Origin of the sequence: Luteibacter sp. UNCMF366Tsu5.1 (genome assembly GCF_900119235.1) — a bacterium.
In the GTDB taxonomy this organism is placed as follows: Bacteria; Pseudomonadota; Gammaproteobacteria; order Xanthomonadales; family Rhodanobacteraceae; genus Luteibacter; species Luteibacter flocculans.
Genome location: NZ_FPIS01000001.1, coordinates 1,801,751 through 1,827,134 on the forward strand (window position 1 = coordinate 1,801,751; position 25,384 = coordinate 1,827,134).

The 25,384-nt window shown below is 65.3% G+C and carries 26 protein-coding genes and 1 tRNA gene; 11 read left to right on the top strand and 16 right to left on the bottom strand.

Annotation, left to right across the window (positions count from 1 at the left end):
* Positions 1-114: 114 nt before the first annotated feature.
* Positions 115-1,584 (bottom strand): pyruvate kinase, encoded by a 1,470-nt coding sequence (gene pyk, locus BT115_RS08055; RefSeq protein ID WP_072321929.1) that lies wholly within the window; start codon positions 1,582-1,584, stop codon positions 115-117.
* Positions 1,585-1,619: 35 nt separating this feature from the next.
* The gene (locus BT115_RS08060; RefSeq protein WP_072321930.1) at positions 1,620-2,438 is read right to left on the bottom strand and encodes a S1/P1 nuclease; all 819 of its coding nucleotides are present in this window, start codon (positions 2,436-2,438) and stop codon (positions 1,620-1,622) included.
* 175 nt (positions 2,439-2,613) lie between these two features.
* On the opposite strand from BT115_RS08060, the gene gap reads away from it, so the two are divergent.
* The 3 genes from gap (at position 2,614) to BT115_RS08075 (ending at position 5,216) form a co-directional block, all read left to right on the top strand.
* Positions 2,614-3,630, top strand: a complete 1,017-nt coding sequence (gap, locus tag BT115_RS08065) for a type I glyceraldehyde-3-phosphate dehydrogenase (protein WP_072321931.1) — start codon at positions 2,614-2,616, stop codon at positions 3,628-3,630.
* A gap of 82 nt (positions 3,631-3,712) precedes the next feature.
* On the top strand, positions 3,713-4,264 hold the full coding sequence (locus tag BT115_RS08070) for a hypothetical protein (RefSeq protein ID WP_072321932.1): 552 nt from the start codon (positions 3,713-3,715) through the stop codon (positions 4,262-4,264).
* A 64-nt stretch (positions 4,265-4,328) separates the two neighbouring features.
* On the top strand, positions 4,329-5,216 hold the full coding sequence (locus tag BT115_RS08075) for a hypothetical protein (protein WP_072321933.1): 888 nt from the start codon (positions 4,329-4,331) through the stop codon (positions 5,214-5,216).
* Positions 5,217-5,232: 16 nt separating this feature from the next.
* Here BT115_RS08075 and BT115_RS08080 read toward each other — a convergent pair whose 3' ends face one another.
* The 3 genes from BT115_RS08080 to hppD all read right to left on the bottom strand — a co-directional run bounded on the left by BT115_RS08080 (position 5,233) and on the right by hppD (position 8,685).
* Positions 5,233-6,213 carry a fumarylacetoacetate hydrolase family protein gene (locus tag BT115_RS08080; protein ID WP_072321934.1) on the bottom strand — a complete coding sequence of 327 codons (981 nt, stop codon included), beginning with the start codon at positions 6,211-6,213 and terminating at the stop codon, positions 5,233-5,235.
* 14 nt (positions 6,214-6,227) lie between these two features.
* Positions 6,228-7,538: a homogentisate 1,2-dioxygenase gene (gene hmgA, locus BT115_RS08085; protein WP_072321935.1), complete on the bottom strand. Its 1,311-nt coding sequence runs from the start codon at positions 7,536-7,538 to the stop codon at positions 6,228-6,230.
* Between the two features lie 82 nt (positions 7,539-7,620).
* On the bottom strand, positions 7,621-8,685 hold the full coding sequence (gene hppD / locus BT115_RS08090) for a 4-hydroxyphenylpyruvate dioxygenase (protein ID WP_143144521.1): 1,065 nt from the start codon (positions 8,683-8,685) through the stop codon (positions 7,621-7,623).
* 113 nt (positions 8,686-8,798) lie between these two features.
* Between hppD and BT115_RS08095 the strand changes: the two genes are divergently transcribed.
* Positions 8,799-9,248, top strand: a complete 450-nt coding sequence (locus BT115_RS08095) for a MarR family winged helix-turn-helix transcriptional regulator (RefSeq protein WP_072321937.1) — start codon at positions 8,799-8,801, stop codon at positions 9,246-9,248.
* Positions 9,249-9,346: 98 nt separating this feature from the next.
* Here BT115_RS08095 and BT115_RS08100 read toward each other — a convergent pair whose 3' ends face one another.
* A complete protein-coding gene (locus BT115_RS08100; protein WP_072321938.1) occupies positions 9,347-10,852 on the bottom strand; it encodes a peptide MFS transporter in 1,506 nt (501 codons plus the stop codon).
* 247 nt (positions 10,853-11,099) lie between these two features.
* Positions 11,100-11,948, bottom strand: coding sequence for a tryptophan 2,3-dioxygenase (locus BT115_RS08105; protein ID WP_072321939.1), 849 nt, complete (start codon positions 11,946-11,948; stop codon positions 11,100-11,102).
* A gap of 229 nt (positions 11,949-12,177) precedes the next feature.
* Here BT115_RS08105 and pdhA point away from each other — a divergent pair, with 229 nt between their 5' ends.
* The 4 genes from pdhA to BT115_RS08125 all read left to right on the top strand — a co-directional run bounded on the left by pdhA (position 12,178) and on the right by BT115_RS08125 (position 16,208).
* Positions 12,178-13,254 carry a pyruvate dehydrogenase (acetyl-transferring) E1 component subunit alpha gene (pdhA, locus tag BT115_RS08110; RefSeq protein ID WP_072321940.1) on the top strand — a complete coding sequence of 359 codons (1,077 nt, stop codon included), beginning with the start codon at positions 12,178-12,180 and terminating at the stop codon, positions 13,252-13,254.
* A gap of 12 nt (positions 13,255-13,266) precedes the next feature.
* Positions 13,267-14,247 carry an alpha-ketoacid dehydrogenase subunit beta gene (locus tag BT115_RS08115; protein ID WP_072321941.1) on the top strand — a complete coding sequence of 327 codons (981 nt, stop codon included), beginning with the start codon at positions 13,267-13,269 and terminating at the stop codon, positions 14,245-14,247.
* A 13-nt stretch (positions 14,248-14,260) separates the two neighbouring features.
* A complete protein-coding gene (locus tag BT115_RS08120) occupies positions 14,261-15,643 on the top strand; it encodes a dihydrolipoamide acetyltransferase family protein (protein ID WP_072321942.1) in 1,383 nt (460 codons plus the stop codon).
* Positions 15,644-15,743: 100 nt separating this feature from the next.
* Positions 15,744-16,208, top strand: coding sequence for a DUF1456 family protein (locus BT115_RS08125; RefSeq protein ID WP_072322321.1), 465 nt, complete (start codon positions 15,744-15,746; stop codon positions 16,206-16,208).
* A 33-nt stretch (positions 16,209-16,241) separates the two neighbouring features.
* On the opposite strand, the gene BT115_RS08130 is transcribed toward BT115_RS08125, so the two are convergent.
* From BT115_RS08130 to BT115_RS08145, 4 genes are all read right to left on the bottom strand, one after another.
* A complete protein-coding gene (locus tag BT115_RS08130; protein ID WP_072321943.1) occupies positions 16,242-16,568 on the bottom strand; it encodes a hypothetical protein in 327 nt (108 codons plus the stop codon).
* A gap of 1 nt (position 16,569) precedes the next feature.
* Positions 16,570-17,985: a tryptophan--tRNA ligase gene (locus BT115_RS08135; RefSeq protein ID WP_072321944.1), complete on the bottom strand. Its 1,416-nt coding sequence runs from the start codon at positions 17,983-17,985 to the stop codon at positions 16,570-16,572.
* A 99-nt stretch (positions 17,986-18,084) separates the two neighbouring features.
* Entirely contained in the window at positions 18,085-19,005 is a 921-nt protein-coding gene (rocF, locus tag BT115_RS08140) for an arginase (protein ID WP_072321945.1), read from the bottom strand.
* A gap of 9 nt (positions 19,006-19,014) precedes the next feature.
* The gene (locus tag BT115_RS08145) at positions 19,015-19,407 is read right to left on the bottom strand and encodes a rhodanese-like domain-containing protein (protein WP_072321946.1); all 393 of its coding nucleotides are present in this window, start codon (positions 19,405-19,407) and stop codon (positions 19,015-19,017) included.
* 129 nt (positions 19,408-19,536) lie between these two features.
* Here BT115_RS08145 and BT115_RS08150 point away from each other — a divergent pair, with 129 nt between their 5' ends.
* Both BT115_RS08150 and BT115_RS18410 read left to right on the top strand, forming a co-directional pair.
* Positions 19,537-20,433 carry a LysR family transcriptional regulator gene (locus BT115_RS08150; protein WP_072321947.1) on the top strand — a complete coding sequence of 299 codons (897 nt, stop codon included), beginning with the start codon at positions 19,537-19,539 and terminating at the stop codon, positions 20,431-20,433.
* 190 nt (positions 20,434-20,623) lie between these two features.
* Positions 20,624-20,851 (top strand): hypothetical protein, encoded by a 228-nt coding sequence (locus tag BT115_RS18410; protein ID WP_143144486.1) that lies wholly within the window; start codon positions 20,624-20,626, stop codon positions 20,849-20,851.
* Between the two features lie 239 nt (positions 20,852-21,090).
* Here BT115_RS18410 and BT115_RS08155 read toward each other — a convergent pair whose 3' ends face one another.
* From BT115_RS08155 to BT115_RS08175, 5 genes are all read right to left on the bottom strand, one after another.
* Complete coding sequence (locus BT115_RS08155; RefSeq protein ID WP_072321948.1) at positions 21,091-21,969, bottom strand: hypothetical protein; 879 nt, start codon at positions 21,967-21,969, stop codon at positions 21,091-21,093.
* A gap of 154 nt (positions 21,970-22,123) precedes the next feature.
* Positions 22,124-22,199: transfer RNA gene (locus tag BT115_RS08160), tRNA-Thr, on the bottom strand.
* A 16-nt stretch (positions 22,200-22,215) separates the two neighbouring features.
* Positions 22,216-23,049, bottom strand: a complete 834-nt coding sequence (locus BT115_RS08165; protein WP_072321949.1) for an SPOR domain-containing protein — start codon at positions 23,047-23,049, stop codon at positions 22,216-22,218.
* A 65-nt stretch (positions 23,050-23,114) separates the two neighbouring features.
* Positions 23,115-23,876 (bottom strand): type III pantothenate kinase, encoded by a 762-nt coding sequence (locus BT115_RS08170; protein ID WP_072321950.1) that lies wholly within the window; start codon positions 23,874-23,876, stop codon positions 23,115-23,117.
* Entirely contained in the window at positions 23,873-24,853 is a 981-nt protein-coding gene (locus BT115_RS08175) for a biotin--[acetyl-CoA-carboxylase] ligase (RefSeq protein WP_072321951.1), read from the bottom strand. The genes BT115_RS08170 and BT115_RS08175 overlap by 4 nt, the downstream gene beginning before the upstream one ends.
* 188 nt (positions 24,854-25,041) lie before the next feature.
* Between BT115_RS08175 and BT115_RS18415 the strand changes: the two genes are divergently transcribed.
* Positions 25,042-25,383, top strand: a complete 342-nt coding sequence (locus BT115_RS18415) for a hypothetical protein (protein ID WP_072321952.1) — start codon at positions 25,042-25,044, stop codon at positions 25,381-25,383.
* Position 25,384: the final 1 nt, after the last annotated feature.

Genomic DNA, 25,384 nt, shown 5'->3' on the forward strand with positions numbered 1-25,384 from the left:
TGGAATGACCAGGACGCCGAGTTTACCCCCGCCCGGGGATGCGGTGCGTGTGAAATCCTGTCATTACTGTGCGGCGGCGCCTGACGAATCGCAGGAGCCGCCACACAAGGCGCTTTAAAGATCGCGCAGGCTGTCCGCGATACCGTCGTCGCCGATCACCAGCAGCTTCAGCGTGTTGGTACCGCCGCCCCGGCCGATGTGGTCGCCGTGGGTCAGGATCACGCGATCGCCCTTGGTCAGCTTGCCCAGCGCGAACAGGTGCTGGAGCGCGGCGCGGGCCGTATGCGCCGGATCGAGGTTGTTCTGGGCAAAGTCCACCGGCTGCACGTCGCGCAGCACCAGCATGCGGCGGCGTGCCACGTCCGACGGCGACATGGCGTAGATCGGCACGGCGAAACGGTAGCGCGAGAGCCACTGCGCGGTGGCGCCGGATTCGGTCAGGGCCACGATGGCGCGCACGCCGACCTGAGCCGCCAGCAGCATCGCGGCGAGCGCAATGGCCTGGTCGGAGCGATCGAGCGAATGGGTGCCCGGACGCAGGTCGTCGCGTGGCTCGAACTGGCGCTCGGCACCGAGGCAGATACGGCGCATGGCCGCCACTGCCTTGTCCGGATGCGCGCCGGCCGCACTTTCCTGCGAAAGCATCACGGCGTCGGTGCCGTCGATCACCGCATTGGCGACGTCGAGCACTTCGGCGCGAGTGGGAATGGGAGCCGACACCATCGACTGCAGCATCTGCGTCGCCGTGATCACCGAGCGGTTGCGCATGACCGATTCGCGAATGATCTTCTTCTGCAGGCCCGGAAGCTCGGCATCGCCGATCTCCACGCCGAGATCGCCACGGGCCACCATCACCACATCCGATGCGTCGATGATCTCGCCGAGCACAGGAATCGCATCGGCACGCTCGATCTTGGAGACGATGGCGGCGTCGCCGCCCGCTTCGCGCAGGAGACGGCGCGCCTCGTGCAGGTCTTCGGCCGAACGGACGAACGACACGGCAAGGAAATCCGCGCCCATTTCGGCGGCGAGCTTGATGTCGCTGCGGTCCTTGTCGGAGAGCGCGGCCACGCTGAGGCCACCGCCCTGGCGGTTGAGGCCCTTGCGGTCCGACAGACGGCCACCGATCGCGACCCGGCAGCGAATCTCGCTGCCCACCACTTCGACGACCGCCATGGCAACGAGGCCATCGTCCAGCAGCAGGATGTCGCCGGCCTTCACGTCCTTCGGCAGGTCGTAGTAGCTGACGCCCACGCGATGCTGGTCGCCCGGAGGGGCATCGGGTCGGCAATCGAGCACGAAGTCGTCACCGGTCATGAGGTCGACCGGACCGCCGGCAAACTTCTCGATACGGATCTTCGGGCCCTGCAGGTCGGCGAGGATACCGACTTCGCGACCCACGGCATCCGCCGCTGCGCGAACGGCGTTCGCGCGCGCTCGGTGGTCGTCCGGCTTGCCGTGCGACAGGTTGAGGCGAACGATATCCACGCCCTCCTCGAGAATCTTTTCGAGCATGCCCGGCGCATCGGTGGCAGGGCCGAGGGTGGCGACGATCTTGGTGCGGCGTACCTGGATATCGGTCATCGATAATTACCTTGTCGTGAATGCGAAGGCGCGGGTCAGTCCAGCGTCTTGTTCAATAGATCGGCGAGACGCTTTGCGGCCTCGCGCAGCCGCGTCTCGGCCACCGGCAGTTGCTTCGCCACATAGGCGTCGTCGATGCGGTGGGCGGCGGGGTAGAAACCGTTCGTTGCCACGATGTCGCAGGACTCCTCCGCCCACTGCACATAAGGCGACAGCGAGGCGTTCGAGCGGGGCAGCTTCACCGGGCCCTCGGCCGCGAGCCGGTCCGCGTAGGCTTGCCACTTGAGATCGCGGGTGTAGAGCATCTGCGAATCCCACACACGATGCAGGTTCGTGCCCTTGCCATCGAACTGCACCTGGTACTCGTTGCCGCCCTTGTCGTCGCGGTTGCCCGCGTGCAGCGGCTGATGCACGTCGCCCACGAAATGGACCACGAATTTCAGGGCCTCCGCACGCTCGGCATCGGAGCGATGCCGGTCGCCGAGCACGGCGACGTACTTCTCCAGGCCGCCGACCACGCAGCGGCCATCGGCGCAGTCACGCGGCGGCACGTAGTGGCACTTGTCGTCACGGATATCGACGTAATGCAGCGGCCCGGTCGCCTTGCCGAGAGCTTCCTTTCCAGGCATGTCGCGCAGGCGATCCGGCCAGCTCGCGATATCGGGAAGGGAGTCGTCACTGTCGGCCTTGAGCAGGCGACTTACCTCGGCGCGCGCGGCCGGGTCCAGTTGCCTCCAGGCCAGTTCGGCCACGATCCGGTGGCCGAGATCGCCCCAGGCATGGACGGTGGCAGCGAAAGGAGCGATGAGAAACAGCAGGACGGCGATGCTGCGGCGCTTCAGGACGGGATTCATGGGGACAGTAAACGTTTCCGGGCCGGACGAACGGCCAAGTGTGCCACAGCCTGACTGAGACACGGATGACATCTCGCGGCGGCGCAGCAAGCCCGGCCCCGCGACGTTCCGCTACCATGGGCGTCTGTGCCACCCGCTCCCCCTTCTCGTCCGCCCATCCTTCCGGAGGCTAGCAATGACCATCAAGGTCGCCATCAACGGTTACGGTCGCATCGGTCGCAACATCCTGCGTTCGCTCTACGAGTCGAAGAAAAACGGCCAGGATATCCAGATCGTCGCCGTCAACGACCTCGGCAACGCCGAGACCAACGCCCACCTCACCCAGTACGACACGGCGCACGGCCGTTTCCCCGGTGACGTCTCGGTCGACGGCGGCGACCTGATCGTCAACGGCGATCGCATCAAGGTCTTCGCCGAGCGCGATCCGTCCAAGCTGCCGTGGGGCGAGCACGACGTCGACGTTGTCATGGAGTCCACCGGCTTCTTCACTTCCAAGGCCAAGGCCAGTGCGCACATTGCCGGCGGCGCCAAGAAGGTGATCATCTCGGCGCCTGGCGACAAGGACGTGGACGGTACCTTCGTCATGGGCGTCAACCACGACAAGCTGACCGCTCAGCACCAGGTGATCTCGAACGCGTCGTGCACCACCAACTGCCTCGCGCCGCTGGCCAAGGTCCTGCACGAGAAGATCGGGATCGTGCACGGTCTGATGACCACGATTCACGCGTACACCAACGACCAGGTGCTGACCGACGTCTACCACTCGGACCTGCGCCGCGCCCGTAGCGCTACGCACAGCCAGATCCCGACCAAGACCGGCGCTGCCGCTGCGGTCGGTCTCGTGCTGCCGGAGCTCAACGGCAAACTCGACGGCTTCGCCATGCGCGTGCCGACGATCAACGTCTCGGTGGTCGATCTCACCTTCACGGCCGCACGCGCGACCACGAAGGAAGAAATCGACGCGGCCATCAACGAAGCCGCCAACGGCGCGCTCAAGGGCATCCTCTCGGTGAACACGCAGCCGCTGGTGTCCATCGACTTCAACCACAACCCGCACTCGTCCATCTACGACGCCACGCAGACGCGCGTCATGGAAGGCACGCTGGTGAAGGTGCTGTCGTGGTACGACAACGAGTGGGGCTTCTCGAACCGCATGCTCGACATGGCCAAGGCGCTCATGAGCGCCAAGTAAGCCGCGCTTACAACCGAATAGGTACGGCCTCGGGGGGCCCGCAGCGATGCGGGCCCCTTTTTGTTTGCTCGGAGAACCCTTCATGCGTCATCGCCTTTCTTCCGCCGCATGGCTCTGGCTTCTTCTGCCCCTGCCCGCCATGGCGACACCATGCACGTCGTCCAGCCCCACCACCGCGGAAATCATCTCTCAGGGACTGGGAGCGCCTTCCGTTCCGATCGAACGACGCCGCGAGCTGACCGACAAGCTGCTCTGCTCCGCCCTGGCAGGTAACGTGGAAAGCCAGGAAGTGGCAGGTCTCCTTTACTACGCCGGACCCGCAAGGCACGGCAACGTGCTGCCACGCGATCTCTCCCGCGCCCGCCGTCTGCTGACTGCGGCAGCCAACCGTGGACGGCGCCATGCGATGCACGTACTGGCGGAACTGGAACTGCTGGACGGCCACGCCTACGAGGCCGCACTGTGGACGCGCGTGGAGCACGAACTGCACGGGTCCGGCCACTCACCCACGAACACGCTGCAGCGCCGGATCGAAGCAGGCGTGTCCCCCGACCAGCGACTCGATCGCGATGTGGCACTGAAGGTGCAAACCATCCGCGAGGCGATGCTGACCGACATCACGCCATCGTCGTAGACGAGCGACACTGGCATCATGAAGGCCCGCACGTGCGGGCCTTCTTCGTCTCCGGATGACTCGAATGTTCAGACGCTCGATCGCGATCGTTTGCCTGCTGCTCGCCGCCCCTATCGGGGTTCTCGCCGCCGATTGCCCCACGACTCTCCCTCGCACGGGAGAACTGATCGGTCGCGGGCTACTGGATGCCGCCACACCGGATGCCGAGCGCGAACGGCTCGGCAAGCTGCTGCTGTGTTCCGCCGTGGCGGGCAACGCAGTCAGCCAGGAAATCGCCGGATCGCTCTACCGCTGGGGCCCACGACATCCTGCGCACGTGTTTGCGGAAGATCACGACCGGGCACGCGACCTCCTTACGGCCGCAGCCGGACACGGGCGCACCAGCGCCATGCTCAAGCTCGCGGAACTCGAACTGGCCGACGGCCACGCGCACGAAGCGCTGGTCTGGACACAAGTGGAAGGCGTGTTCTATCGCCGGCTGACTAACCGCGACGATGACGGCGACTCGTTGGTAGGTGCCGGCTATTACACGATGCTGTTGAAGCGCGCGATGGACGCCGTGAGTTCTTACGATGTGAACGCGCTGCAAACCGAGGTCGATGCGCGCGTGGCGGCATTGGACAGGCAAATCGCCGCGCAGCCTGCTTCCACAAAGAACGCCAGCCGCCTGGGCACACCCAAGATTCCGCCACAGCAGCATGTCAGGAACGCTTCGCCGACCGAACTGAATCAGGGCGCGTATGCGCAGTATTTCGTGGAGATCGGCCCCGATGGGCGCGCGCGTCGCAGTTGGATGATCGACGCCTATCCTGATCCAGGCAGCGGCCTACGCATCGGACGCGTGGTGCCCCAGATCCGCTGGAGCGAAGCTCCCGCGGGCGACCAGGACATGCGCTATGCCCTGGTGCCGGTAAGCATGGGAAGCCTGCGCAAGACGGTTCACCTGCAATAGGGACCGTCAGCGTCGGTCAGCCCTGCACGATCGCCTGTTCGATCGCGCCGAAGATCGACGCACCGCTCGCATCCGTAACGTCGATGCGCACGGTGTCGCCGAACGAAAGGAACGGCGTGGACGCCTTGCCGTCGCGCAACGTTTCCACGGTGCGTTGCTCGGCGAGGCAGGAGGCGCCCTTGGAGGTGTCCTCGTTGGCGATCGTGCCGGAGCCCACCAGCGTACCCGCCGTCAGCGGGCGGGTCTTGGCAACGTGGGCCACGAGCTGCGCGAAGTCGAACTGCATGTCCACGCCGCACTCGGCTTCGCCGAACCACTTGCCATTGATCCATGTGCGCATCGGCAAGTGCAGTTTCTCGTCGCGCCACGCATCGCCGAGTTCGTCGGGCGTGACGAAGACCGGCGACAACGCAGAGCGCGGCTTCGACTGAAGGAAACCGAAACCCTTCGCCAGTTCGGCGGGGATGAGACCGCGCAGCGAGACGTCGTTGACCAGACCCACGAGTTGGATGTGCTCAGCGGCCTGTGCCGGAGTGACGCCCATGGGAACGTCATCGGTGACGACGAGCACTTCGGCTTCCAGGTCGATGCCGAACGCTTCGCTCGACACCACGACCGGGTCGCGCGGCCCGAGGAAACCTGCGCTGGTCGCCTGGTACATCAGCGGGTCGGTGTAGAACGACGCCGGCACCTCTGCGCCACGCGCACGGCGCACGCGTTCGACGTGCGGCAAATACGCACTGCCGTCCACGAATTCGTACGCACGCGGCAGCGGCGCTGCGAGCTTGGTCACGTCGAGGTCGAAGGCGCCTTCTGCCCTGCCGTCGGCCAGGTCTTCCGACAAGGCGTTGAGCCGCGGGGCCACCGAACGCCAGTCGTCCAAGGCCGCCTGCAGCGTCGGCGCGATGTCGCCCGCCTTCACGGCGCGCGTGAGATCGCGGTTGACGACGATGAGCGTGCCGTCGCGGCCGCCCTCCTTCAGCGAAGCGAGTTTCATGCAGTTCCTTTTCGTCAGTCGGCTGACGGATCGAAGTGTTTCGCGAGATCGCGCCAGCACTCGTAGTAATCGCCTTGCAGGCCCGGCGAGGCCAATGCCTGCCGCACCGGTCGGATCACCTTGCGCGTCTCGAACATGAAGGCCATGGTGCCTACGATGTGGTCAGGATGCGAGGTGTCGGCGCCGGACGCCTTCTCGAAGCTGGCCGCATCCGGACCGTGCCCGCTCATGCAGTTGTGCAGGCTCGATCCGCCCGGCACGAAACCACCGGCCTTGGCATCGTACGCGCCGTCGATCAGCCCCATGAATTCGCTGGCGACGTTGCGATGGAAATACGGCGGCCGGAACGTGTGCTCCGCCACCAGCCAGCGCGGCGGGAAGATCACGAAGTCCATGTTCGCCACGCCGGGCGTATCGCTCGCCGAGGTCAGCACGGTGAAGATCGACGGGTCCGGATGGTCCACGGCGATCGAACCGATCGTGTTGAAGCGGCGCAGATCGTATTTGTACGGCGCGTAGTTGCCGTGCCAAGCAACGACGTCGAGCGGCGAATGATCGATCGTCGCCTGCCATAGCTCGCCCTGAAACTTCGCCACCAGAGCGAAATCGCCATCGAGGTCTTCGTACGCCGCCACGGGCGTGAGGAAGTCGCGCGGGTGAGCAAGCCCGTTCGCGCCGATGGGACCGAGGTCGGGCAGATACAGCGGCGCACCGAAATTCTCTGCCACGTAACCGCGTGCGTGCCCGTCCGGCAGCTCCACGAGGAACCGGATACCGCGCGGCACGACAGCGATTTCCAGCGGCTCGACGTCGAGCACGCCGAGTTCGGTACGAATCCGCAGCCGTCCCTGTTGCGGCACGATCAGCAGCTCGCCGTCGGCATCGTAGAAATAACGCCCGCTCATCGAGCGGTTGGCAGCGTACAGATGGATACCGACACCGGCCTGTTCTGCCGCGCCGCCATTGCCTGCCATGGTGAACAGACCGTCGAGGAAATCGACCGGCTGCACCGGCATCGCGAGCGGATCCCAGCGCAACTGGTTCGGTGTGGCGGGCGCTTCGTCGAAGCGGTTGTGGAACGTGCCCGGCGCCAGTTCGGTAAACGGCGAATGCTGTGCTGCGGGTCGGATGCGGTACAGCCAACTGCGCCGATTGCGGTGGCGCGGCGCGGTAAACGCGCTGCCGGACAGCTGCTCGGCGTAAAGACCCTTCGCGACGCGCTGCGGCGAATTCTGGCCGGTCGGTAGCACGCCTGCTACCGCCTCGGTGGCGAACTCGTTACCGAAGCCGCTCTGGTAACCACGGGTATCGTCGGTGTGGCTCATCGGGGTGATCCTTGAGATGAACGCATCGCGGCGCGGCCCTTCGTGGGTCCGCGCCGCGCTTATCCTAGCGTTGCCGGTATGGTCAGAGCACGCCGCGGCGCATCTGATCGCGTTCGATGGACTCGAAAAGGGCCTTGAAGTTGCCGTTGCCGAAGCCTTCATTGCCCTTGCGCTGGATGATCTCGAAGAAGATCGGACCGACGTTGTTCTGGGTGAAGATCTGCAGCAGCAGCTTCGTCTTGGTTTCGTCGTCCGCGTCGATCAGCAGCTTGTTCTCGCGCAGGCGCGGCACGTCCTCGCCGTGGTTCGGCACGCGCTCGTCGATCACCTCGTAATACGTATCCGGCGTATCGAGAAACGCGACGTTCTGCGCGCGCATGGCTTCCACCGAGTCGTAGATATTGTCGGTGAACAGCGCGATGTGCTGGATGCCCTCGCCCTTGTACTCGCGGAGATACTCGTTGATCTGCGACTTCTCGTCAGACGACTCATTCAGCGGAATGCGCACGAGGCCGTCCGGTGCGGTCATGGCCTTGGAGACCAGGCCCGTCTTTGCGCCCTTGATGTCGAAGTAGCGGATCTCGCGGAAATTGAAGAGGCGCTCGTAGTACTCCGACCACTTCTCCATGTTGCCGAACTCGAGGTTGTGCGTGAGGTGGTCGATGAAGGTCAGCCCGAAACCCTTCGGACGACGATCCACGCCCGGCAGCCATTCGAACTCGGCCTCGTATGCCTCGCCCTTGGCGCCATAGGTGTCGATCAGATAAAGCGCCGCACCACCGATGCCTTCGATCGTCGGCACCTGCAGGGCCAACGTTTCGGGCTTGTGCGCGATCTTCGTCGCGCCATTGGAGAGCGCCGTCGCCTGCACGTCCGTCGCCGGGCGATTGAAACGGATGGCGAAGCCACACGCCGACGGGCCGTGCTTGGCTGCGAAGTCCGCGGCGAAGGAACCGGGTTCCTCGTTCACCAGGAAATTGCAGTCGCCCTGGCGGTAGAGGGTGATCTTCTTCGTTTTGTGCCGCGCCACCGCCGTGAAGCCCAGGCGCGGGAACAGATTGTGCAGGAGAGCCGCATCCGGCGCAGCGAATTCGACGAATTCGAAGCCATCGACGCCTTGAGGATTCTCGAAGGTGGTGACTTCCATACCGATATTGGGCTGGGCGCTCATGGGCGATACTCCTGGGGTCGGGGGCGGCTTGCGCCGTTTACCCGCCCCTTATAGTTTCAGTTGTAACCATTTGCAAGGATTCGCGCAGCATGATCACCGACACCGTCCCCGCCCATGCCCCGCTGGAGTTGGAGCGCTTCCTGCCCTATCGCCTGTCGATCCTGTCGAATACGGTCAGCCAGTCGATCGCCACGGAATATCAGGACCGATTCGAACTCAGCATGACGGAATGGCGCGTGATGACGATCCTCGCCCGCTTTCCGGAGGTTTCGGCGCGGGAAGTGGTCGAGCGCACGGCCATGGACAAGGTGGCGGTGAGCCGCGCCGTGGCGCGACTGGTCGAAGCGGGACGAGTGGATCGCAGCACGCACGGCGGCGACAAGCGCCGCTCCGTGCTGAAACTGTCCGAGGCGGGCTGGGCTATCCACGACGAGGTGGCGCCCCTGGCACGAGCCCACGAGCGCGATCTGCTGGCAAAGCTGGACGAAGCGGAACGCGTGCAGCTCGACCGCATCCTGGACAAGCTGCTGGGGCCATGAGATCGCCAGCAGGCTGGCTCGCACCGCCTTGCCGGGCAGCCATGAGGTCGCCAGCAAGCTGACCCCGCGGGTGGGAGCCAGCCTGCTGGCGATCGGGCTTACTTCACGCCGTGCATCAACCGGTTGATCAGCGGGGCGATCAGGAACAGCACGATGCCCGCGCCCACCAGCAATTCGAAGCTGAAGGTGAACCCGGACAGCGCCGAGCCGACCGTCATGCCCGTCTCGCCGCTGATGTGGCCCGCAAGCAGGCCGGACAGGTTGTTGCCGATCGCGGTGGAAAGGAACCAGCCGCCCATCGCCAGACCCACGACGCGAACCGGCGCGAGCTTGGTCACCATCGACAACCCGATCGGGGACAGGCACAGCTCACCGATGGTCTGCAGCACGTAGCAGGCAGCCAGCGGCCAGAACGGAATGAGGCCGTTGCCGCCGACGAGGCTCTTCAGCGCATACATCAGCACCAGGAAGCCCAGCGCGTTGAAGATGAGGCCCAGCCCGAACTTGCGCGGAATCGACGGCTCCTTACGGAAGCGTGCGGACCAGCCCCAGGCAAGCGCGACGATCGGCGCGAATACGAGGATCGCCGCGGAATTCACCGACTGGAACCAGCCGGTCGGGAATTCCCAGCCGAACATCTGCCGATCGACGATGTTCTGCGCAAGGAAGTTGAAAGAGCTGCCGGCCTGCTCGAAGAACATCCAGAACAGCACGTTGAAGGTAAACAGCAGAAGCATCGCAATCACGCGGTGGATCTGAATGCGATCGTGGCGCACGGCCTCGATCACCAGCATCGCCGCCACGCCGATGAACAGCACGCCGAGCAGCCACGCGATGAAGATCGCGCCCGCCTTCGCCATGAGCAGGTAGACCAGCGGAATGGCGACGATAACCCCGCCGATGACCGCAAGCAGGTTCTTACCCTCGTGACGCTCCGGCGGCGGTACGCCCACGCCCTTCAATTGACGCTTGCCCAGCAGGAACCAGATGAAGCAGATCACCATGCCGACGCCGGTGGCGGCGAACACCACCTTGTAGTTCTGCTGCAGCGGCGTGTCGGTGATGACGGAGGCCAGCCAACCGGTGAACAGCGGCGCAAGGAAGCCGCCGAGGTTGATGCCCATGTAGAAGATCGTGAAGCCGCGATCGCGTCGGTCGTCGCCGACCGGATAGATCTGCCCCACCAGCGACGAGATGTTCGGCTTGAACAGTCCGTTGCCCACGATCACCGTAGCGAGACCAGCCAGGAACACCTGCTGATTCGGCACCATCACCATGAACAGGCCCGCGCCCATCACGGCAGCGCCTAACAGGATCGATCGCTGGTAGCCGAGGATGCGGTCGGCCACCCATCCACCGAAGATCGCGGAGGCATAGACCAGCGCCAGGTATGCACCGTAGGTGCGGCTGGCGTAGCCCTGGCCGGAGGCATCGCCGTTGAAGAACTCGGCGACGATGTACAGGGTGAGCGCCCAGCGCATGCCGTAGAAGGCGAAGCGCTCCCAGAACTCGGTCATGAACAGCATCCATAAAGGACGCGGGTGACCCATGGTCTGCGGGTAGTCGGGCACGGCCCGGGCGGTGGCGGGGGCGGTCGGTGTCATGGCTTCCCTTGAAGACGGTTCGTGCAAGGTGTTTAGCCGGACCGGCCGAAGGCGTCAAATCTTGCGCTCCGCGGAAGCCTCGATGGCGGATGTGAATCTGAAGGTGGGAGCTTGCCGGTGGGAGCCAGCCTGCTGGCGATGGGCGCTTGCCTCGCGGCTACACCGCTTCGTCGGCTTATCGCCACCAGGGTGGCTCCCACCAATGCTTCCGACCCGTGCTTTTTGGTTTCGGCGCTCCCACAAGAGCCTAAGAGCCGAGGATCGTCCGCACTTCGATCAATTCGGGGAAGAAACTCTGCTCCAAGGCCTTGCGCAGAAAGGCTACGCCGGACGAGCCGCCCGTGCCGGGGCGGAAGCCGATGATGCGTTCCACGGTCTTCATGTGGCGGAACCGCCAGAGCTGGAATGCCTCCTCGATGTCCACCAGTTGCTCGCTGAGGTGATATTCCGGCCAATGCCGGGCGGTGTCCTCGTAGATGCGTTTGAACACGGGCAGCAGCGCGGGCTGGCTACGCCAGGGCTGGGTGAAGTCACGCTGCAGAAGCTCTGGCGGTACCGGGTGCCCACGCCGGGCGAGGTAGCGCAGGAACTCGTCGTACAACCCGGGCGCCTCGAAGACCTGGCGCAGGCGCTCATGCGCCGCCGGGTCGTGCTCGAAGACGCGGAGCATGTCCGCGTGCTTGTTGCCCAGCAGGAACTCCACCATGCGGTATTGCAAGGACTGAAAGCCCGACGAAGGGCCGAGCACCTCGCGGAACTGAAGGTATTCGGCTGGCGTGAGCGTTTCCAGCACGCCCCACTGTTCGTAAAGCTGTCGCTGCACTTGCTTGACCCGGGCAAGGATCTTCAAGGTGCCGTCCACATCGTCCGCGCGCAGGTGGGCCAACGCTGCGCCGAGCTCGTGGATCATCAGCTTCAACCACAGTTCCGAGGTCTGGTGCTGGATGATGAACAGCATCTCGTCGTGGTGTGCCGGCTCGCTGCGCGGATGCTGGGCCGAGAGCACCTGATCCAGTTGCAGATAGGCCCCATACGTGAGGCGCCCGTCGAGATCGGTTTGAATGCCGGGTTCGAGGTCGCGTTGCGGATTGGCCATGGGACAGTTTCACATTGAGGGGTTGACAAGGCCTGGAAGCCGCGCCGCAAAGCCATTGCCGGGGCAGTGACAGGAATTGTCATGCTGCGCCGTACCTTGCCGGGTGATAATACCCCTGATATCTAGTCCGGCTCGCAAGAACTCAAAAGCCGTGTCGTGCCCCGCTGGATGGGCCTGGCCGCTTCCCCACTCGTGCGTGTCGTTTCTAACCTTCCCCTGGGAGCGAGTCGTGTCCATCGCCGCCAAGTTCGAAATCGAATACCTGCAATACCTTGACCAGGACGGCAAGGAAACGGGCAAGGAACTCCCCGAATTCGCCAAAGACCTCGACCACATGGTCGAGCTCTACAAGCTCATGGTGTCCACTCGCGTGTTCGACGCGAAGTCGATCGCGCTCCAGCGCACCGGCAAGCTGGGCACCTATGCGTCGTGCCTGGGTCACGAAGCCGCGCACGTCGGCATCGGCAGCGCGATGCGCCGTGAAGACTCGCTCGCGGTGTCGTACCGTGAATACGGCGCGCAGCTTTACCGCGGCGTGAAGCCGCGTGAGGTCTACACCTATTGGGGTGGCGACGAACGCGGCAACGATTTCGCCGACGCGCCCGCGCATGACTTCGCGTGGTGCGTGCCCATCGGCACGCAGTGCCTGCACGCCGCCGGTTCCGCGCTGGCCTTCAAGATTCGCAAGGAGCCGCGCGTCGCCGTCTGCACGATCGGTGACGGTGGTTCGTCCAAGGGCGACTTCTACGGCGCGATCAATGTCGCGGGTGCGCAGCAGTTGCCGCTGGTCGCGGTCATCGTGAACAACCAGTGGGCGATCTCGGTGCCGCGTCGCATCCAGAGCGGTTCCGGCACGTTGGCCCAGAAGGGTATCGCGGCCGGCCTGCATTGCATCCAGGTGGACGGGAACGACATCATCGCCGTGCGCAAGGCGATGGAAGACGCACTCGAACGCGCCCGTTCCGGCAACGGCGGCAGCGTGATCGAAGCGGTGACCTACCGCCTCGGCGACCACACCACCGCCGACGATGCACGCCGTTATCGCGGCGAGCAGGAAGTGAAGGACGCCTGGCAGCGCGATCCCGTGCCGCGCCTGCGCAAGTGGCTCGAAGCGAAGGGCAAGTGGGACGACGCGAAGGAAGAAGCCTGGAAGGCGGAATGCGACGACTGGATGGACAACGAGGTCAACGCGTACCTCGAATCGAAGGTGCAGCCGGCAACGGCCATGTTCGACTACCTGTACGCCGAACTCCCGGCCGACCTCGAAAAGCAGCGTGAACTCGCCGCTTCCCTCGATCGCAAGTAAGGACTTCTTCCCATGGCACAAATCACTCTCATCGAAGCGGTGACCCAGGCGCTCGCGTACGAAATGCGCAACGACGATCGCGTCGTCGTGCTGGGTGAAGACGTCGGCGTCAACGGCGGTGTCTTCCGCGCAACCCAGGGTCTGCAGGAACAGTTCGGCGAAGAGCGCGTCATCGACACGCCGCTGGACGAAACCACCATCGCCGGCATCACCGTCGGCCTCGCCGCGCAGGGCATGCGCCCTGTAGCCGAGGCGCAGTTCGAAGGCTTCATCTACGCGATGATGGAACACATCGCCTGCCACGCTGCGCGCATGCGCAATCGTACGCGCGGTCGCATGACCGTGCCGGCCGTGTGGCGCGCTCCGTGGGGCGGCGGCATTCGCGCACCGGAGCATCACTCCGAGGCCAACGAACACCTGTTCACCAACATCCCCGGCCTGCGCGTCGTGATGCCGTCGTCGCCTGCGCGTGCCTACGGCCTGCTGCTCGCCGCCATCCGCGATCCGGACCCGGTGATCTTCTTCGAGCCGAAGCGCATCTACCGCCAGTACAAGGAAGAAGTGCCCGACGACGGCGAGGCGCTGCCGCTCGACGTGTGCTTCGTGCTGCGCGACGGCACCGACGTGACCCTGGTGACCTGGGGCGCGCAGGTGAAGGAATGCCTCGAAGCCGCCGACGAACTCGCGGCGAAGGGCATCAGCGCCGAGGTGATCGACGTAGCGACGCTCACGCCGCTCGACTTCGACACCATCGCGGAATCGGTGACCAAGACCGGTCGCTGCGTCATCGTGCACGAGGCGCCGAAAACGGCCGGCTTCGGTGCGGAGATCGCTGCTCGCCTGTCCGAGGAATGCCTTTACAGCCTGCTCGCGCCGGTGGAACGCGTGACCGGCTTCGATACGCACATTCCGCTGTTCCGCCTGGAAATGAAGTATCTGCCCAGCGTCGAACGCATCGTCGAAGCCGCCGAACGCACGCTCGCCGCCTCCTGAGGAATCGATAGACATGGCCGACATCAAGACCTTTTACCTGCCGGACCTCGGCGAGGGCCTTCCCGACGCGACCGTCGTCGAGTGGCACGTCAAGGAAGGCGACACCATCAAGCTCGACGCCCCGCTGGTGTCGATGGAAACCGCCAAGGCCGTCGTCGACGTGCCGTCGCCGTACTCGGGCACCGTGAAGAAGTTGCACGGCGCGGCCGGCGACATCATCGAGACGGGCTCCCCCCTCGCCGACTTCGAAATCGACCCGAACGCGCGCCAGCGTGCGGAGGCGGAATCGACCGGTCACCACCACGGCCCGAAGAAGGGCGTGGGTAGCCAGGCGCCGGACGACGCCTCCAAGGTCATCGCCTCGGACGATGGCGGCGAGATCGACTCCGGCAACGGCGGCGATCGCGAAGACGAGGGCACCGTCGTCGGCGCCATGGTCAGCGGCAACGCCGTGCATACCGAACAGGTCAGCAGCGCCGGTGGCGTGAAGGCCGTGCCGGCCGTGCGCGCTGCCGCCAAGAAGCTCAAGGTCGACCTCACCCGCGTGCAGCCGACCGGCGCCGGTGGCGTGATCACCATGGCCGACGTGAAGAACGCCGCCGCCAACGGCAGTGCCGCCCTGGGCAGCACGCCCGCGCGTCCCGCCGCTGCGCAGCACCTCGCCCCTACCCTGCCCGAGCCGGGTCCGGCGCCGCAGCGCACGGCCGTGTCGCAGGCCGGCAAGGCCGTGCGTACCGCGCCTCCGGGTAAGGACGCCATGGGCCAGCCCGAGCAGTTGAAGGGCGTACGTCGCAACATGGCTCGCGTCATGGCCGACGCGCATGCCAATGTCGTCCCGACTACCATCGTCGACGACGCGGACCTCCACGCGTGGATCGGCAAGCAGGACATCACCGCCCGCCTCGTGCGCGCGATCGTGGTCGCCTGCAAGACCGTGCCGGCACTGAACGCCTGGTTCGACGGCAAGAACCTCAGCCGCACGCTGCATCCGCACGTGGACATCGGCATCGCCGTGGATACCGAGGACGGCCTGTTCGTACCGGCCCTGCGTAACGCGGACGTGCTGGACGGTGCCGGCATCCGCGCTGCGATCAAGCGCCTGCGCACGTCGGTGGAAGACCGCAGCATCCCGGCGTCGGAACTCGCTGGCTATACGATCAGCCTGTCCAACTTCGGCATGTTCGCCGGCCGTTACGCCACCCCGGTGGTCGTGCCGCCGACCGTCGCGATCATCGGCGCGGGCAAGCTAAGCCACGACGTGGTGGCGGTCATGGGTGGCATCGAGGTGCACCGCCGCATGCCGCTGTCGCTCACCTTCGACCACCGTGCCGCCACGGGCGGGGAAGCCGCACGCTTCCTGAAGGCGATGATCGACGATCTGGGTCTGCCGAACTAAGTCGTTCGCTGTCGGGCGGGAGCCAGCCTGCTGGCGATGGGTGCTTGCCGCGAGCACCCATCGCCAGCAGGCTGGCTCCCACCTCGGTATCCTGTGCACCATGCTCAATAACGACACCCTCCGCAGCATCCGCTACATGCTCGATCTCGGCGACGTTCACGTCGTCGACATCATGAAACTCGCCGGCTTTCCCGCCACGCGCGAGCAGGTCGAGCCTTGGCTCCGCAAGGAAGACGAACCCGGTTTCGCCGAGATGCCGGACGCCGCCATGGCGCATTTCCTCGACGGCCTCATCATTCATCGCCGTGGCCGCGACGAAAGCCAGCCGCCGCGTCCCGTGGAAACGCGGGTCAACAACAACGTGGTGCTGAAGAAGCTGCGCGTCGCCTTCGAACTCAAGGAAGACGACATCCTCGCGATCATGACCGAGGCCGGCTTCCGCGTGTCGCGTGGCGAGATCAACGCCCTCTTCCGCCAGCCCAAGCACACCAACTTCCGCCTCTGTGGCGATCAGTTCCTGCGCAACTTCCTGAAGGGTCTGACGCAGCGCCTGCGCGGTCGCTGAATCCGCAGCGGCGACACCACACGGCTCGGTCCGTTACTGCGGACGCTTCTTCCAGACGAGTTGGCGGACCACCAGCGCAATGAGCAGCACCGCGAGGAACGCACCGTAGCCGTATAGCGCCGGCACAACCTGCTGCCAGATGGCGCCGCTCTTCGGTCCGAACTGGTCGGCTGCCGGTAGCTCCACGGCGTCGAAGGCCAGCAGGGCCGACTGGATGGCAGCCACCGTGGCCGCCACGAGCGCCAGCACGTCGAACGCTCGCCGGGTCATGTTCCGCAGCAACGACTTGGGATACGCCCAGTACGCCCAGCCCAGCACGACCAGCCAAGGCGCCAGCAGCATGAGGGCCAGGTAACGCATGTCAGGCGCCCTGACGAGGCGCGGCGGCCTTCGCGGCGGCTTCTTCCGCCGTGGCGAGAGCCAGCGCATCGAGCGCGCTGCGCAGGCGCAGTACGCCGGCCGCCCGCGCTACCTCGTCGGGATAGGACGCGCCATTCGCCGCGACGACGCCGTCCAGCAGCAGCGCCACGTGGTCGCCCTGCGACACGATGGTGGCGTGCGCGCCACCCAGCGTCGACAACGTCTGACGCAGTGCGCCCGCGGCTTTCGGATCGGCAAACGGAACCGAGAGCAGCAACTCTTCACCGTCCGCACCGAACAGACGAAAACGGAAGCTGCCGTCGGTGTCGCGGAAGCTCGCGAAGCGCGGTGGCTTGACCTTCGGCACCGGGGCGACCTCGGCCGGCTCGTCCAATGTTTTGGGTGTGTGTCGCGCGCTGCGCAAGCCGACGGCATCGCGCAGCGTTTCCAGCAACGGACCGGCGATCGAGCGCGCCTTGGCCGCGCCGGCCAGCAATACGTCTTCCATGTCGTCGGGCCGCGCCATCAGCGCGTCGTAGCGTTCGCGCATGGGCGCCACTTCAGCTTCGATGCGCTCGAACAACACCTGCTTCGCTTCGCCCCAGCCGATGCCCTCGTGCAACGCATCCGCAAAGGCTGCCGTTTCCGCCGGCGAGGCAAACGCCTTGAAGATCGTGAACAACGCGGAGTCCTCGGTGTCCTTCGGCTCGCCCGGGGCACGCGAGTCGGTCACGATCTTCATGATCGCGTCGCGCAAGCCCTTCGGACCGCCTTCGAACAGCGGAATGGTGTTGTCGTAGCTCTTGGACATCTTGCGACCGTCGAGCCCGGGCAACGTGGCCACTTGCTCTTCGATCAACGCCTCCGGCATCACGAAGAACTCGCGACCGTAGGTGTGGTTGAAGCGCTGGGCGATATCGCGCGCCATCTCGATGTGCTGGATCTGGTCGCGGCCGACCGGCACCTTGTTGGCGTTGAAGGCGAGGATGTCGGCGGCCATCAACACCGGATACATGTAGAGGCCCGCGGTGACGCCTGCGTCCTCGTCTTCCTTGTTCTCCATGTTGCGGTCCACGGCCGCCTTGTAAGCGTGGGCGCGATTGAGCAAGCCCTTGGCCGTGACGCAGGTCAGCAGCCACATCAACTCCGGCACCTCGGGAATATCCGACTGCCGGTAGAACGTGGCCTTGTTCGGGTCCAGGCCGGCGGCCAACCAGGTGGCCGCGATCTTCAGGCGGGACGCCTCCACGCGATCGGCGTCGTCGCTCTTGATCAGCGCGTGGTAGTCGGCCATGAAATAGAACGCGTCGACGTTCGGGTCGCGACTCGCCAAAACGGCAGGCCGGATGGCGCCGACATAGTTGCCGAGATGCGGCGTGCCGGTGGTGGTAATGCCGGTGAGGACGCGGGTATGCATGGGGACCTGAAGCCTGGGCGGACGAAATCCGTCCGAGTGTAGCCCGCACGGCCGCCGGTCGGCGACCCGGCCATGCGGCAGGTTGCCGCGCGCCGGGCCTCAGCGCATCAGGGTCGACTTGCCGAACAGCGACTCCACGAGGTCCACGGCCAGCTTCGCCGTCTGGTTGCGCTTGTCGTAGGCGGGATTCAGCTCCACGATGTCCAGCGATCCGACCCGGCCGGTGTCGGCGATCATTTCCATCACGAGCTGCGCCTCGCGGTAGTTCGGGCCGCCGCGCACCGTGGTGCCCACACCGGGGGCGATGGACGGGTCCAGGAAATCGACGTCGAAGCTCACGTGCAGGTGGGTGGTCTCGTCCACGCCAGCCAGCGCTTCTTCCATGGCCGCCTTGATCCCGATCTCGTCGATGTAGCGCATGTCGTAGATATCGACGCCCACTTCATGGACGAAGCGCTTTTCGCCCTCGTCCACCGAGCGGATGCCGATCTGGCGGAACACGTCGGGCGTGGTGGCCGGTACGGTGCCGCCGATATGCGTAAGCACGTCGGGGCCGTAGCCGCACAGGCAGGCCACGGGCATACCGTGGATGTTGCCCGAGGGTGTGATCTGGCTGGTGTTGAAGTCCGCGTGAGCATCGAGCCAGAGCACGCGGAGCTTCTTCCCGGCGTCGCGGCAATGCCGCGCCACCGCCGAGATGGAACCGATCGCGAGGCAATGATCGCCGCCCAGCACGATTGGGAGGCGACCCTCGGTCAGTTCGGCATATACGGCCTCATGCAGCGAGGTGTTCCACTGCGCGGCCTCCGGCAGGTGACGGTAACCGTCTGTCGGCGGCTGCCACGGGTTCAACGGACCGCTGAGGTTGCCGCGATCGACCACGTGCATGCCGCGCTTCGCCAGGCGTTCGCCCAGCCGGGCCACGCGCAGCGCCTCAGGTCCCATGGAACTGCCACGGTGACCGGCGCCGATATCGGTAGGGACGCCGATGAGGGCGACCGAGCGGGTGATTGGACTCATGGGGAAGACTCAGGGAGAGGGATGTTCGTGCACCAGCGCGCGGCCGTCGGCACGCCAGGCATCGGCGCTGCCTTCGAGCAGCCGCACGTGGGTGTAACCAAGGGATTGGAGCGTGTCCTGGGCGCGGGCTGCGCGCTTGCCCGACTTGCAGTAAACGACCAGTTCGCGATCATGCGGAATGCCCAGCACACCGTGGCGCGCTGCGACCTCGTCAACCGGCACGTTGAGTGCGCCCGCAATGTGCCCATCACGGTATTCGGCGGGGGTGCGCACGTCCAGCAGCGCCGGCGCGTCGTGCGCCGCCATGCGCGCGGCAAGGCCATCACGCGACAACGCCTGGCCCCAACTGACGGCAGGCAAAAGCGCGAGGGCAAGCAACACGGAGAGGCGAACGGGGATCATGCCCGAAGTTTACACCGCCCCCTGAAACAGCCACGTTGCAGCGCGACAGGCGAGGAAAACAGCGGCCCCGCGTATCGCCTGACAGATGAACAAGGCACCATAGCCGCCAACCTCAACGACCCGCGAACCATGATCCGACTGGACGACGTGCAGGTTTTCGTACTGGCGGCCGATGCCGGAAGCTTCTCGGCGGCCGCCCGCCTTGCGGATAGCACGCCCGCCATGGTGAGCCACGCTGTGCAACGTCTGGAGCGGGAACTCGGTGCCCGGCTGTTCGTGCGCTCCACGCGCAGCATGCGGCTATCCGACGATGGCGAGCGCTATCTGCCGCATGCGAGGGCGCTGCTCGACGCGCTCACGAGCGGCTCGCGCGCCTTGGCCGAAGGACGTGGCGACATCGCGGGACCGTTGCGGCTCGCCGTGCCGTCCGACCTGGGGCGCCATCTCCTGCTGCCCTGGCTGGATGCGTTTCAAGCCGAACACCCGGGCCTTTCCCTGCAATTGCGCATCAGCGATCGTTCGGCCGACCTGCATCGGCATCCGCTGGACGCCGCCGTGCGCTACGGCACCCTCGACGATTCCGGCCTCGTAGCCTTGCCGCTCGCGCCCGACAACCTTCGCGTGCTCTGCGCCGCGCCCGAATACATCGCGCGCCACGGCGCACCCACGCATCCCGACGAACTGCGCGAGCACAATTGCCTCTGCTTCGTCTGGGGCGACCAGATCCACGACCGCTGGACCTTCGCACTGCCGCGCGGCCCGCACACGGTGAAGGTGACCGGCAACCGGATCAGCGACGATGCGGAAGTCGTCCGTCGGTGGGGTCTGGCGGGCCACGGGATCATGTACAAGTCGCATGTCGACGTGGTCGGCGATCTCGCCGCCGGACGCCTGGTCGACCTCCTCCCCGGTATGGGTGAACGTGCGCCGCTGAACCTCGTGAGTGCACACCGCTCGCAACTGACGCCCGCCGTGCAGAGACTCAAGGACTTCCTGCGCGCGCGGTTGGACGAACTGCTTCGCTGATCAAAGTCCGCATCGTTTCGCACGGCGCGCAGCGTCCGCGTGTCCGTTCAGGCGATGTCCGCGGACGCAAGATCTCCACTCGAAAGCTCTTGCGAATCGCGTCGACGCGTACTGCGATGCGGGCCTATCGCGATGTCATCACCGTTGGCACGAGCGTTGCTCCCTTCTCTCCAAGAAAGGGAATCGCCACGTGATCACATCGGCAGACCTGAGGCCAGCAGCCCGCGCCTTCCAGCGCCTTCCTTGGAAGGTGCAGATGTTCGTCGTGTTCTATCTGCGGGCGAATCGTTACGCGTGCACGGAAGAAGAACGCGACTTGGCCGCCGAACTCGTGGAAGAGCGCATCGCCGAACATCCCGTCGAACACCGCGATCTCACGGCGATACTCGATCGGCGCTTTCCAAGGGAACGGCTCTAGTCGCGTAAGCCTAAGAGGATGCTGTCGAATCTGGCCATCTCACCAATGATGAGACGGCAACAACCGGTGGGTATCGTACCGGCCAGAAGAATCATTCAGCGAGATCAAATACTTATCGCATAAAGCAAAAAGCCGGCTATCGCCGGCTTTTGAGAACTCAGCGGGAAGCTGACTAGCCGCCCTGCGTATCGTTGTCGCGGAACATGGTCGTACTCCCTCTGGTGTGGGTGGACTATAGCTCAAAATTTGGCGCGGAAGGTGACTGGTACCGAAGGCTTCAGATTCACTGTGGCAAATACTTCCGCCGAATCACCGGACGTCAAGGTGTGCTGGCCAGTGATGTTGACGAACTTCGGTCGCTTCGGGTCGGGATGAGGTTCGATACTCAAGATCTGGCCCACAAGGTTGGTCACAACAATGCTGAATTTCTCAGCGAATCGATTCGTACCTGTCCAGAAGTTGTCGACCGCCTTCACCCATCCTTCGTATTCGTACTCATACCTGAGTTCCCCATGCGGCGGGATTTCAAGCTGGACGGAGCCGTCATACCTATGTCCACCGACAAGTGGCACGGGATGTGCGAGGTGGGATTTCTTCGGCCCATGATGACCGAAGCTGTCACAAGCGACCGTCTCGACTCGGATCAAGTTGCCTACATGGGAAGAATGACCGGGCACCGGATCGAACAGGACCCGTACCGGCATCGTCTGCCGATACTCATCCCATTTCATCATGTTCACGATGGTCATTGAGATAAGTACGTTTACCCTGACCACACCGTTGACGGTGTCAAACTCGACGAAACTGTACTGAGACTCCGCGCTGCGGATCACGGAACCGAGAAGCATCAACTCTTCAGTGAGATAGTCTCGCGTCGCCTCGTTGTCCTCCAGGCGCGCTGAGTACAAATAAGCGATACGGTCAGCGATCGCGTCTTCATCTGGCTTCCGCAACGAACCTAGATAGGCGAATGCACCGAGCAGCGCAAACCCTACGACGCCTGCCAGCAGCGAATCCACGAACGATGAGACTCGAGCCGCCGAGAAGTGCGCAGCTTCCGGGTACAGTTTCCAAACAGCCCCGTAGCAAACGAGGACCGCGCCCAGCGAAAGAAGCATTGCCCACGCAACACTTTTCAATCCCCGGCGGACCGCGGGGGATACCCCCGGCGAAGAAGCGAATTCGAAGTCCCATGCCCAAGCATCCGTTGCCTAGTTCTTGACTGCTCCAAGCAGCTCAACTGATTGCTCAAGCGCAGACTAATAATGTTGCTGGTGCCGGCACCCGGATTCGAACTGGGGACCTACCGCTTACAAGGCGGTTGCTCTACCAACTGAGCTATGCCGGCGAAGGCGGGGAGTTTATCAGAAGCACCCGGTGGTTCGCGCCGTTATGCCTGGAGTACGGATGCCACGGCGGATGTCGGCGCTGGCTTCATCAGGGACGACCACGTCGAGCCACCAGACAGGGGTGGTTTCAGTACGTTCGCTCATACGGGCAGGAAAGCCGGCGGCGACTACCTCGTCGCGCCGTTTGCGCGCATTGGCGGGGTCGTGGAAGAGGCCGAGCGCGACAGAGTTCTGCAGTTCGCCCTGCGCGGTGACCACGAAGTAATCCTTGATGCCCTTGGCGTCGAGGCGGCGTGCCTGGGCCAGCGCCTGCTCGCGCGTCGCCAGCGCAGGAAGGAATACGCGCCAGCCGCGCGATTCGCTGGTCTGCTCCTGGCGCTGCCGGCTGCGCACGGTGCGCGGCGCGAGCGCGCTGCGGGCCGCACGCAGGTCGACCTGATTGGCGAAAGGCCCCAGCGCCAGGCAGCGATAGCTGCGGCGTGCGCTGGTGGGTGCTGCCGACGTGGCGGCGGCTAGGGGGTCCGACGGTGCGGCGATGTTCTTCGCTGGCGGCTTGGCTGCGGGAGCGGAGGCCGTGGCAGCGGGTGTCGGCGCGGACGGCTGACCGGGCGTGCTGGCAGCGGCGGAAGGCTTGCCGACCGATGAGGCGCTGGCGACCGCCGCCGTAGTGGCAGGAGCCGGCGACGCGGTGCTGCCTGGCGGCACGGGCAGTTCGGTCAGCAGTTTCAGTTTCGGCACGCCGCCGTCGGTGGGATCGACCGCGTGCGTACCGGAATCGCCCAGCAGCAGCCATGCGGCTACCGCGATGTTGAGGGCAATCAGCAGAACGAACAGCAAACGCAGCAGCATGGGGGCCTTGGAAGTCCGGTTGGGCCTGCGCGCGTTCCCCTGTAAGAACCGGCGGCTTCGGGATTCTAGGGGATATTCTTCTCGGTCTGGGCATGGGTGGTCGCCCATACGGCCAAACCGCGCAAGACGGCATCCGGCACGAGCGTCACCTCGTGATCGAGCAAGGGCGCGAGAAGATTGGCGTCCCCGCCACCGAGCGTTACCGCAGGGCGACCGCCGAGCAGCGGGGTCGCACGATCCACGAAACGCTCCACCAGCGCAGCACAGGCCTGCCAGCAACCCGACGCGAGGCCATCCGCGGTGTTGTCGGCGAGATCGCGCACGGTGCCTGCGCCATCCGGGCGCACCTGCACGGTGGCACCGAGTACGGATTGCTGCATCAGCAGTGGCCCCGGCGCGATCCACCCACCCAGATGCCGGCCATCGGCCGACAGCGCGTCGAGCGTGAGTGCCGTGCCGACGCTGGCGAGTACGCACGGTGCACGGCCAGCGGCGAAGGCATCGACCATCGCCAGGAAGCGATCGACGCCCAGGCGATGCGGCTCCGCGTAGGCGTTGGCGACGCCATTGGACGACGCAGGCGTACGCACCCAGAACGGGCTGTGACCGAATGCCTTGCCGGCCGCCACGGCGACGGCCGTCTCACGCGCGCCATCCACCACCGACGCGCCGACGATGCGTTCGGGCGTGGGCCAATCGGCCCACAGCGTGGCGAGCTCGTGCGCGATGTCGGCATCCCAGCCGAATGCGCCGCGATGAGTGAACTCGCCCTCGTGCAGCAAGGCGAACTTGAGTCGGGTATTGCCCAGGTCGAGCAGCAGGATCATGGGGCGTTCCGGCGCACGGAAACCTCGGCGCTGTCGACGGTGACCCGCACACCATCGGGGCTACGCACGCATAAGGCACCGCGATCGTCGACGCCTTCGCCCACGGCTTCGTACTCCCCCCGCGGATCGAGAATGCGCAGCGGCTCGCCACGAAGCAGGTCGCTCGCCGCGTACTCGTCGGCGAAGGCGGCGAAACCGTGGCGCTCGAAGGTACGCAGGCCTTCGGTCAACTCGGTCACCACCGCAGCGGCGATCCGGTTGCGGCCCGGCGGATCGCCGCCGAGCAAGGCGGCGAGGTCGGTAATCGGTTGTCCCGCACGCTCGTGCAACGTATCCGGCAGGCGAATGTTGAGGCCGACGCCGATCACGGCAGCGCACGGACCCGAGTATTCGCCGGACAGTTCCACCAGGATGCCGCCGAGTTTCGCGTTGCCGGCCAACAGATCGTTCGGCCACTTGAGGCCCGCGGTGCGGATGCCCAGTTCGCCCAGCGCGCGGACCAGCATCACGCCCACGGCGAGGGACAATCCGGACAAGGCCGCGAAACCGCCATCGAAACGCTTCAGCGCCGAAAGGTACAGATTCATGCCCGGTGGCGACAACCAGGTGCGGCCGCGACGGCCGCGCCCCGCGGATTGCGCCTCGGCGATCACGAACGACAGGTCGTCGAGCACCGGGATACGCCGCGCCAGTTCGCTCGACGTGGAATCGATGTCCCAATGCACTTCGAGCATGCCCACGTGGGCGGCTATGCCAGGATCGAGGGCAGCGCGGATGCGCATGCTCTCCAGCAGCTCGGTGGTCCAGGGCAGCCGGTAACCGCCGCCGACCTTCGCCTCGATCGGCACGCCCTTCAGGCGCAAGGCTTCGATCTGCTTCCAGACGGCGGCGCGGGTGACGCCCGCCTTCCTGGCCAGGGCCGCGCCGGACACGGCTTCGCCACCGGCGAGGGCTTCGAGAAGATCGCGTGCAAGCATGGGCGCCGGGCCGTCAGGCGGCCGCTGTCGAGGGAGGGGAAAGCCGAAACATCCGGCGATTCTAGGGGATTTCGCCTCGCATGGCGCCGGGGCTTGCGCCGACACACCTCCAGCACTGGCACCGTCGTGAATTTTCTGCGAGGATCGGTCGTCCCCCTCCACGTCCCGAGGGGCCTCAGGGTAGACCGATGAACGCCAGACCCTACATCCTCGGATGTCTGTGCCTCGTCGGTGCCGCCGGCACCGCCGCCGCTTCCGACATCGACCCGACAAGTGGTCTGCTCTCCATGGGCGGATCTTCTGCGTCGTCGTCGTTCGAAGGCGCTTCGCGATCGTCGCAGGGCAACCATGATGGCGGTGGTGGCGGTTATTCCATCTCAATCCGCCCGGCCGCAAGCCCGCAGCGAACTGCGCCACCCGCGCCGGTCTCGTCGCCGGTCGATGCTGGCGATGGTATGCATGACGACGCCCTGCCCCTTCGCGGCAGCGCGCCGAGCTGGCAGTCCCTGCTCCCCGGCTCCATGCTCTGAT